12 protein-coding genes are annotated in these 10,109 nt (G+C 31.7%); 8 read left to right on the top strand and 4 right to left on the bottom strand.

The annotated features are described in order from the left end of the window. Positions 1-510, top strand: a 510-nt coding sequence (locus EZH24_RS03205) for a DNA polymerase (protein ID WP_236847049.1), incomplete at its 5' end; no start/stop codon positions are given. 92 nt (positions 511-602) lie between these two features. Here the strand turns inward: EZH24_RS03205 and EZH24_RS03200 are convergent. Next, positions 603-1,355 (bottom strand): hypothetical protein, encoded by a 753-nt coding sequence (locus EZH24_RS03200; protein WP_137997688.1) that lies wholly within the window; start codon positions 1,353-1,355, stop codon positions 603-605. 313 nt (positions 1,356-1,668) lie between these two features. Between EZH24_RS03200 and EZH24_RS03195 the strand changes: the two genes are divergently transcribed. The 7 genes from EZH24_RS03195 to EZH24_RS03165 all read left to right on the top strand — a co-directional run bounded on the left by EZH24_RS03195 (position 1,669) and on the right by EZH24_RS03165 (position 8,311). Further along, positions 1,669-2,604 (top strand): methylenetetrahydrofolate reductase, encoded by a 936-nt coding sequence (locus EZH24_RS03195; protein ID WP_137997687.1) that lies wholly within the window; start codon positions 1,669-1,671, stop codon positions 2,602-2,604. Beyond that, entirely contained in the window at positions 2,601-3,386 is a 786-nt protein-coding gene (locus EZH24_RS03190; protein ID WP_137997686.1) for a Cof-type HAD-IIB family hydrolase, read from the top strand. Before EZH24_RS03195 ends, EZH24_RS03190 begins: the two co-directional genes overlap by 4 nt. A 73-nt stretch (positions 3,387-3,459) precedes the next feature. Continuing rightward, positions 3,460-4,746, top strand: coding sequence for a glucose-1-phosphate adenylyltransferase (locus EZH24_RS03185; protein ID WP_137997685.1), 1,287 nt, complete (start codon positions 3,460-3,462; stop codon positions 4,744-4,746). 189 nt (positions 4,747-4,935) lie between these two features. After that, complete coding sequence (locus EZH24_RS03180; RefSeq protein ID WP_137997684.1) at positions 4,936-5,985, top strand: alpha/beta hydrolase; 1,050 nt, start codon at positions 4,936-4,938, stop codon at positions 5,983-5,985. 215 nt (positions 5,986-6,200) lie between these two features. Next, entirely contained in the window at positions 6,201-7,028 is an 828-nt protein-coding gene (locus EZH24_RS03175; RefSeq protein WP_137997689.1) for an aldo/keto reductase, read from the top strand. A 21-nt stretch (positions 7,029-7,049) separates the two neighbouring features. Further along, positions 7,050-7,673, top strand: coding sequence for a flavodoxin family protein (locus EZH24_RS03170; protein ID WP_137997683.1), 624 nt, complete (start codon positions 7,050-7,052; stop codon positions 7,671-7,673). A 41-nt stretch (positions 7,674-7,714) separates the two neighbouring features. Next, positions 7,715-8,311 (top strand): DapH/DapD/GlmU-related protein, encoded by a 597-nt coding sequence (locus tag EZH24_RS03165; protein ID WP_137997682.1) that lies wholly within the window; start codon positions 7,715-7,717, stop codon positions 8,309-8,311. A 160-nt stretch (positions 8,312-8,471) separates the two neighbouring features. Here EZH24_RS03165 and EZH24_RS03160 read toward each other — a convergent pair whose 3' ends face one another. From EZH24_RS03160 to EZH24_RS03150, 3 genes are all read right to left on the bottom strand, one after another. Then, a complete protein-coding gene (locus tag EZH24_RS03160; RefSeq protein WP_137997681.1) occupies positions 8,472-8,909 on the bottom strand; it encodes a hypothetical protein in 438 nt (145 codons plus the stop codon). Positions 8,910-8,994: 85 nt separating this feature from the next. Then, positions 8,995-9,699, bottom strand: coding sequence for a TM2 domain-containing protein (locus tag EZH24_RS03155; RefSeq protein ID WP_161976096.1), 705 nt, complete (start codon positions 9,697-9,699; stop codon positions 8,995-8,997). Next, positions 9,677-9,967, bottom strand: a complete 291-nt coding sequence (locus tag EZH24_RS03150) for a hypothetical protein (protein WP_137997679.1) — start codon at positions 9,965-9,967, stop codon at positions 9,677-9,679. The genes EZH24_RS03155 and EZH24_RS03150 overlap by 23 nt, the downstream gene beginning before the upstream one ends. Between the last annotated feature and the right edge of the window lie 142 nt (positions 9,968-10,109).

Raw genomic sequence — 10,109 nt, 5'->3', positions numbered from 1 at the left:
AATTTTTCGATAATTTATGGAAAAACTGCATTCGGACTTTCAAAAGAATTAAATATAAAAAGAAAAGAAGCTGAAGATTTTATAAAAGGATATTTTGAAACCTACGCGAGAGTCAAACCTTTCTGCGAAGAAGTAATTAACGAAGTGAAAAATAAAGGCTATGTTAGAACTATGATGGGAAGAATAAGGGATTTATCAAAAACGATTAATTCGTCAAACGCGATGGCAAGAAACGAAGCGGAGCGAATGGCTTTGAATACTTTGATTCAAGGAAGCGCCGCCGATATGATTAAAGTCGCAATGATTGGAATTCATAGAGAATTTAAAAATCATTTCAAAACAGCAAAAATAGTTATGCAAGTCCATGACGAATTGGTAGCGGAAGTCTCCGAAGAAGAATCAGACAAGGCAATGAAAGTTATGAAAGATATAATGGAGCGCTCGGTAAAAACGAATGTTCCAATAACGGTGGATATTCATAAAGGCAAAAGTTGGGGCGAGATTCATTAATTATTTATAAAGAAAAACTAAAAAACGCCCCGCAATTAAGCGAGGCATTCTTTTACATGAGGTAAAACACTTCTAATTAATTTATATAATTTTTATTTAGGGCGTCCAAAACCGAAACCAAAAAATACCTCAAACGACAATGAATAAAATTTATATTCGTCAAATGTATATTTAGTAGTATTTTTTCTTAAATTATCAGTATCGAATTCCATACCAAAGTTATAAATCAGATTTGCTCCGATTTTGAAAGCCCAAAGCTCCGATATATAAAAATTTTTCTCCAAATTTAATTTTACATAAGGCATTATTGGAACTTTATACATATTAATTATTTTCTTGAAATCGATTTTACTTAATCCTCCATAAATACCTAATCCTAAAGGGCTTGCTTCAGTCTTATCATTAATTTTTTGACCTATCCAGCTATAGAGAGGCATAAATATACCCGCTCCTATTCCGAACGAAATACCATTATTAAAATTGAATTTAGGCAACACTCCTAATATTAAATTATGATATTTAAACTTATTTTTTTTATCTATATTTTCGGTTTCTGTCCTATATCTCATATAATAATAGTATCCCGTTTCAAATAGAATGCTAACGCCTTTTAAAACCTCGCTATCTTGCAGTTCAAAATTAGCTCCAATATCCAAAAAACCGCTTGCGGAAAATCCATAGTCAATTCTGCTACCTTCCAAAGGTTTAGCTATATCTAAAGAAGACACTACTTGGCTAAAATCAATAGTCGAACCTAAAGAACCGCCAAAACTAAACTCAAAATTAACGGGCAATAATTTGGAACATGTTAATATAAATAATAATATTATTAATTTTACTTTCATAAATAAACCTCTTAAATTTAATTATTTTAATTTTATTTTAATTTTATATTAAAGATTATATTAAATAAATAAAAAAAAAATCAATATACAATAGCATAAAAATTATAAAATTTTAGGAAAAATTATTTATTTTGACTTTATAATAATACATTTTATACATATTTTAAAGGTTTAAAAAATTTTTAATCGTCATTGCGAACGAATATGAAGCAATCCACACAAATTAGATTACTTGAAAATGCCATACTTTGAAGCGAAGCGATATATTTTATTTACAGTTGACTTTTTTATAATAAAAACATAATATAATTTTATGAATGTTGAAAATTTTATTAACAAATTGGAAAACGAAAATGAATTTACTTTCACTTTGGAAGTAACTCCTCAGGCAAAAGCCGATTTGGGATATTTGGCTCAAAAAATAGAATCTTCAAAAATAGAAAAATATATTGACGCTTTTGTTATTCCCGATTCTCCTTTCGCAAATTTGAAAATCTCGCCTATACTCGCGTCATTGCAACTTACTCAAAGATTAAAAACCGAAAAACCTTTTATAATAACTCAAACGATGAGAGATAAAAATTCAATAGCCTTTCAAAATGATTTTATCGGAGCGAATTATTTCGATATAAGAATGGTTTTGGCGTTGACGGGAGACCCGATTGTAAACGGAAACCAAAAACAGGCAAAAGGAGTATTCGAGGGCAATTCGGAACTTTTGATAAAAATAATAAGAAATTTGAACGAAGGAAAAAGCGCGGGAGATTTTATTTTTAAAGAGCCGCTTAAAAAAATATATCCTTTCTGTTCGATAAATAGCTATTCAAAAAATGACGATATGCTTAAAGTTAGGCTTTCAAAAAAAGTCGCAAGCGGAGTCAAGGCGATATTTACCCAGCCGATATACGAAATAGAAACTTTAAAAAAATTCTTGAATTGGATAGACGAAATGCCATTAAAAGAAATGGGATTAAAAGAAAAACCTATTTTAATGCCCGGATTTTTTCCCGTTTTAAGTTATAAGACGGCGTATTTTATATATTACAAATTGCCCGGGGCGTATATTCCAGAAGATTGGCTTGACAAATTGAAATCGGCAAGCGAAAAATCCGAAGAAGAAAAAAAAGTAGCTCTCGAGCTTTCCACGAATTTATTTGAGCGTATGATTAATATTCATAAAAAAGCGCATATAATGAGTATGAATAATTACGATTTTGTGGCAAAACTATTAAAGGATTATAATTTATGATAAAAGCGATATTTTTCGATATAGACGGAACTTTGGTTAGTTTCAATACTCATAAAGTTTCAGATTCTTCAAAAAAAGCGATTAAAGAACTTAAAGAAAAAGGCATAAAAGTTTTTATAGCTACGGGAAGAATCAAATTGCAAATAGATAATTTGGGAGATTTGGAATTTGACGGCTATATAACTTCAAACGGACAAGATTGTTATATCGGCGAAAAAGAAATATATAGAAAAGGAATAAGTAGAGAAACATTGCATGCTTTACTTGATTATTTAGAAAACGAAGAAAAATTTCCATGCTCGGTAATGACGAATAACGGAATATTTTCAAATTATATTGACAACAAAGTTAAAGAGCTTTCAAAAGAAATCAATTTAGAAATTCCATCCGTTGAAGATTTTCCAAAATTTGTAGAAGAAAATATTGACGAAGTTTTGCAAGTTAATATTTATGTAGACGAGATTAAAGAGAAAGAATTGATGGAAAAAATATTTAAAGATTGCGAATCGAGCAGATGGTGTCCCGTATTTGCCGATGTAGACGCTAAAGGCGGAGGAAAACATATTGGAGTCGACAAAATTATAGAATATTACAAAATAGATATTTCCGAAACTATGGCTTTCGGAGACGGAGGGAACGATTTGAGCATGATAGAGCATTGCGCAATCGGAATAGCTATGGGAAACTCGAACGAAAAACTTAAAGAAGCCGCCGATTATATAACGGACGATGTAGATAATGACGGAATTTATAAAGCCTTAAAACATTTTAATATAATATAAAATAATTTTTGCTTATTGAAAAATATAAAATTTTTTACTATACTATTAATATAAATAATTTTTGGAGTTTTTTATGAGAGCATATAACACTGTCGCATTAATACTTGGAGGAGGAAGAGGAACGAGATTATATCCTTTGGTTAAAGCGCGTTCAAAACCCGCGGTTTCTTTAGGCGGACAATATAGAATGATAGATATTCCCGTATCGAATTGTATCAACAGCGGACTTAGGAATATTTATGTTATAACTCAATTCAACAGCGCGTCTTTGAATAATCATATTTATAACGCTTATAGATTCGATAACTTCTCAAGAGGACAAGTAAGCATTTTAGCCGCCGAACAAACGGACACAAACGAAGATTGGTATCAGGGAACTGCGGACGCGGTGAGAAAAAATCTTTCGCATTTTGACAACGAATTTATCAATAATGTTTTGATACTTTCGGGCGACCAAGTTTATCGTATGGATTATAATGTTATGATTCGCCATATGCTTGAAACGGGAGCGGATATAGTTATAGGGACCGTGCCTGTAAGTAGAGAAGACGCAAAAGGTTTCGGAGTAATGCTCGTAAATAAAAGAGGACAGATAACTAATTTTTATGAAAAACCTAAAGAAGACGATATTCTTAATTCTTTAAAATTAAGCGCCGAGCAAAAGAAAATGTTCGATATTGAAGACCCTAAAAAAGAATATTTGGCTTCTATGGGAATATATATTTTTAGAAGAAATGTTCTTAAAGAATTTTTGGAAGACAAAACGATGATGGATTTTGGAAAGGATATTATTCCAGAAGCGATAAAAAAATATAAAGTGTTCAGTTACGCATTTCAAGGATATTGGGAAGATGTCGGAACTATTAAAGCTTATTTTGACGCGAATATTTCTTTCGGAAGCAAGAATCCTCCTTTCGATTTCTATGACGAAGACGCTCCGATTTATACGCATGTTCGTTATTTGTCCGCATCAAAAATCGAAAAAGCGAATATAACTTCGAGTATAATAGCGGACGGTTGCAAAATAGAAAACGCCACGATAAAAGAATCGGTTATAGGACTCCGTTCAGTTATTCAAAGCGGCACTACATTGGAAAAAGTTATTATGATGGGAAGCGACTATTACGAAAATAGCGAGGATATTGAGAGGCTTAATATTCGACATTTGCCTAAAATCGGGATAGGAAAAAAATGCACTCTAAAAAATGTTATAATAGATAAAAATGTTAGAATAGGAAACGAAGTAACCATAGTTAATAAAAGGAAAATTCAAAATCAGGATAGCGAATTTTACTGCATAAGAGACGGAATAGTCATAATTCCTAAAAATACCGTAGTAAAAAATGGAACTATTATATAATATAATTTTTACGAACCTCATGCAAAGATGCGTGGGGTCGTATTTTCATGACTAAAAATTATCTATTTTAATTCTATACTTTTAAAGCATAGCTCCCCATACCTAAAAAGTATTTGACTATTATTTGCAATACTGTTTAATAAATAAAAAAATTAAAAATGCCGAAAAAACGGCGAAGGAGAGATGACGATGAAGTCAAAACAAACATTAATTTTTATTATTACGGTTTTCGCGTTAATTTGCTGTAATAATAAAAACAACGAACAAATTAATGCAAATCAAAATAAAGCGGAGGAAGAAATGGGATACATTTCAGAATTAAACGAAAATGTTACGAGAACGAAAGTAACATATAAAAATCGCTACGGTTTGGATGTCGCCGCCGATTTATATTATTCGAAGGATATCGATAAAACGAAAAAATATCCCGCGATTATAGTCGGCGCTCCTTATGGCGGAGTCAAAGAACAGGGACCTTGCGTTTACGGAAACGAACTCGCATTGAGAGGCTTTATAGTTTTGGCTTTCGACCAATCATTTATGGGAGAGTCGGGAGGTTTTCCTCGCAATGTTTCGTCTCCCGATATATTTGTCGAAAATTTCAGCGCTTCGGTAGATTATCTCGGTTTGCAAGAATTTGTCGATAGAGAAAAAATCGGAGTAGTGGGAATTTGCGGTTCGGGAGGATTCGCTCTATCCGCGGCTCAATACGATACGAGAATTAAAGCGATTGCAACAACGAGTATGTATGATATTAGCGTGTCTGCAAGAGGAGGTTTGGAAGGAGAAGCTTTGCAAAAAGTAAAAGAAAGATTATCTTTGCAAAGATGGGTTGACGCGGAAAACGGATATCCAGAATATATTCCATTTTTCCCAAAAGAACCTTTAGACGAAGTTCCATCGGAGCTTGACGAATTAAACGCCGAATGGTTTAGATTTTACGCGTTGAAAAGAGGACATCATACAAACGCTTTGGGCGGTTTTACAAGCACGAGCCTTTTGTCTATGATGAATTATAGGCTTTTGGATTTTATCAAAGAAATATCGCCTCGTCCAATTCTTTTCATTATGGGAGACAGAGCGCATTCTCGTTTCTTTAGCGAAGACGCCTACGAAGCCGCTGCAGAACCTAAAGAAATATATATTGTGGAAGATGCGGAACATATAGACCTTTACGATAGAGTAGATAGAATTCCATTCGACAAATTGGAAGACTTTTTTAATACAAATTTAAAATAAAGGATAATGTTAATGAGTTTGTAGGGTTTGAAATAAATTCTATGAACTCGTTAATAAAATAGTAATTTAATGAAGGAGAAAAAATGAAAACGAAAAATAAAAAATTAAATTATATGATGATTTGCATTGTAATTATCGAATTAATTAGTTGTTCAAAATTATTTTCTTCAAATCAGACAAATGAAATAAATCAAAAAAGCGAGGTAAAAAATAACATGGAAAACGATATTTCTTTTAATTTACAAACAAAAACCGTCAGATTAAACAGCGGATACGATATGCCGATTGTTGGAATTGGCACTTACAGTTTGACGGGAGCGACTTGCGTTAATTCTGTTTCAACCGCTTTACAAAACGGATACAGATTAATCGACACGGCTTATATGTATCATAACGAGAGAGAAGTCGGAGAAGGAATAAAAAAATCTGGCGTTCCGAGAGAAGAGATTTTCGTCATTACAAAATTATATCCGAGTCAATTTAACGATGCCGAAAAATCCATAAACGAAGCTTTGGAAAAATTGGACATTGATTATATTGATTTAATGCTTTTGCATCATCCAGGAGCAAACGATGTAAAGGCGTATAAAGAAATGGAAAAAGCGGTTAGAGAAGGAAAGATTCGCTCTATCGGTTTATCAAATTGGTATATAAAAGAGTTGGAAAGTTTTCTTCCGCAAATAACTATTATGCCCGCTCTCGTTCAAAATGAAATTCATCCTTATTATCAGGAGAATGAAGTTGTTCCGTATATTCAAAGCAAAGGAATTGTCGTTCAGGCTTGGTATCCGTTGGGCGGACGCGGACATCAAAAAGAATTATTGAACGATAAAGTTTTGAAAGAAATCGCTCAAAATCATAATAAATCTGTCGCTCAAGTTATTTTAAGATGGGATATTCAAAAAGAGGTTGTCGTTATTCCTGGCTCGAGCAATCCCGCTCATATTAAAGAAAATATTGATATATTTGATTTTGAATTAACCGCCGAAGAGATGCAAAAAATAGCCTCTCTCGAAAGAAACGAAAAACATGATTGGTATTAAAATTTTTAAGGAGAAAATAAAATGAAAGTATTGCTTTTTAACGGAAGTTTTAAAATGAACGGTTGCACTTATACAGCGCTTTGCGAAGTCGCAAAAACTCTAAACGAAAACGGAATTGAAACCGAAATATTGCAAATCGGAACAAAACAAGTGAGAGATTGCATAGGCTGTAATAAATGCGTTGGAAAATATATTTGCACTTTTAATGACGATATAGTAAACGAATGGATAGAAAAATCAAAATATGCGGACGGTTTCATATTCGGAACTCCCGTTTATTACGCGCATCCGAGCGGAAGAATTTTATCGGCAATGGATAGAATGTTTTACGCCGCTAATAATTATTTTGCTCAAAAACCCGCTTCGGTTATAGCTTCTGGAAGACGAGGAGGAACTACGGCTACGCTTGATACGATTGTAAAACATTTAACGGTAACGCAAATGCCCGTAATATCTTCTACTTATTGGAATATGGTTCATGGAAATACGCCCGAAGAAACGATGCAAGATTTGGAAGGTATGCAGACAATGAGAAATCTTGGCAGAAACATGGCTTGGATTTTAAAATGTATAGAAGCTGGCAAAAAAGCGGGAATTAACGCTCCAAAAGTCGAAACTGACGCTTGGACGAATTTTATAAGATAAAGATGAAAATGAAAAATAAAATTAAAAATAGGAGATACAAAATGAATATGAACGATTTTATAAAATATTGTAAAGAAGGAAATTATATTAGAGGAGACGATAAAGAAAAAGCTCCTTTCATGCATGAATGCGCTCAAAACGCGATAAGAATAACAACGATTTTAAATAATTCTTATCATACTCCCGAAGAAGTGAGAAAATTATTCGCCGAACTCACGGGGCAAGAAATTGACGAAAGTTTTAATTGTTTTCCGCCTTTCTATACCGATTTTGGAAAAAATATAACTATCGGTAAAAATGTATTCTTTAATATTAACTGCTGTTTTCAAGATAGAGGAGGAATCGTTATAGGAGACGGAGTTTTTATCGGGCAAAATGTTATAATTTCCACTTTAAATCATGGCTTCGATTTGGCGGATAGAAATACGACTTACCCGTCAAAAGTGATTATAGGAAATAATGTTTGGATAGGTTCGGGAGCGAATATACTTCCTGGCGTTAGTATTGGCGATAATTCTATTATAGGAGCGGGTTCGGTTGTGGCAAAAGATATTCCCGCAAATTCCGTAGCGGTTGGAATTCCCGCAAAAGTTATAAAGAATTTGGAAGAGAGAAAAGAATTGAAGTTTATTGTGTGATTTTAGATTTTTTTGTTTCATAGTTTACTCCTTAAAAGTATGAGCTTCGGCTTTAGCGTAAAGTAAAATAGAAGCAAAAAATAAAATAATTAATGATTTTTTCATGAAAGTTTCTCCTTTATTTAATTTTTTTATATTAAATTTATTTTTAACTTAATAATTAATTTAAATTTCTTTCGTATATGCCCTGTAAGGCTTTAATATTATTATCAATATTATTCATAGTTTTATATTCAACATATAAACAATTTTTATCTTTAATTAAAATCTCCAAATAGTTATCGTTTATCTTAAAAGAAAAAGTATTCCTTTTTCCTTTGAAACTTTTACTCTGCTTATGCGATATAGAACCGTGAATAATTCTTTTATCGTTATAATATCCTTCTATATAAAATTTATTATCTTCTATATGTTTAATTTTTATATTTGTGTTTGCGCTTTTATTAAAATATACTCCTTCAATTTCTTCGTAAGTTTTACTCTTTTCCAAATAAGAGGCTTTAGAATTTTTATAAATCAAAACTTTAATTAAAATCGCAACGGCTATAATTATTAATACCGCCACAGCAATTATTATTTCTATTGGCAACTCGTTCATTTTAATTAGCTCCCGCTTTTCTCAATAATTTAGCCTCTTTTCCGCTACTCATACCTTGTTATATCTCCTATTAATAAATTTTTAGTTATTTTATTTTTATATATCTTCCTTTAGAATCTTTAAATTTGCTTCTTAAAATTGATATTAAATCAATTGTCCACCATACAGTTAGAGTAATAAAACATATAACCATTACTCCAAATATAGTATCAGCTTCATTGTAATAATATAATCCAGAGACCATATGCGACCAAATATCATGAAAGTAAAAAATAATAATAAAAGGAACAAATAATAGAAGCATAATAATTCCAGAACCTATTTTCCCCGCATAAAATCTATGAACTCCAAATATTCCTAATTTTAAGAATAAGAGCAAACATACAATACCGCTTTTAGGGGACACTTCATAATTATTTGCTCTATTTTCAGTATCATAATTTTCTATTTTAATATATTTGCCTTCGGCATCTTTAAAATTTCCGCGTAATAATTGTATAAAATCTATTATCCATAATATAAAAGAAATGATAGCTCCTATAATCGTAATGGTTAATATTAACATCACTATCCCACCCAAAGTTCTCCTAACATAAAACTTATGCACTCCAAATAATCCTGAAGGAATGAATAAAAGCAAACATACTATACCGCTTTTAGTCGACACTTCATAATTATTTATCCCATTTTCAGTAATCTCATCTTGCACTTTTTCTCCACAGTAAGGACATATTTTAAAGTCCTCGTTTATTTGCTTTCCACAGTTTTTACAAAATTTTTCTTCGCTCATTTTTTTCTCCTTTGCCATTGGCATTATTTTGAAATAAATTTTTATTTATAACTAAACAAGAATTTTTTATTTTCCTTGATAAGCTATCGAAATTGAATTTGATTAATGTTAAAAAGTTATACAACAAGGCGGTTTTAACCCATTGTGTGACTTTCTCTGAATTGTTAACACAATGGGCTTGCCAAGACCAAAGTCCGCCTTTGGCGAGGCACACAGCGTGAGCCACATTGTTATTAAGAATTGCAAATTGATTTTTTGCAAAACGCAAGCAGACGCTTAAAAAATTAAATGTCCTAAAAAATTTCAATATATAAAATTTAAAATTATTTAAAAGATATAATAATAGCTTTGCTTTGCTTTGCTTTGCTTAACAAAATTACAGTAGTTTTATTCATATTTTGACAATTCAT

The sequence above is a fragment of the Brachyspira catarrhinii genome (assembly GCF_005518285.1).
In the GTDB taxonomy this organism is placed as follows: domain Bacteria; phylum Spirochaetota; class Brachyspiria; order Brachyspirales; family Brachyspiraceae; genus Brachyspira; species Brachyspira catarrhinii.
Note: the sequence above shows the minus strand (reverse complement) of the source record. Positions and strands in the feature narration are given on the sequence as shown.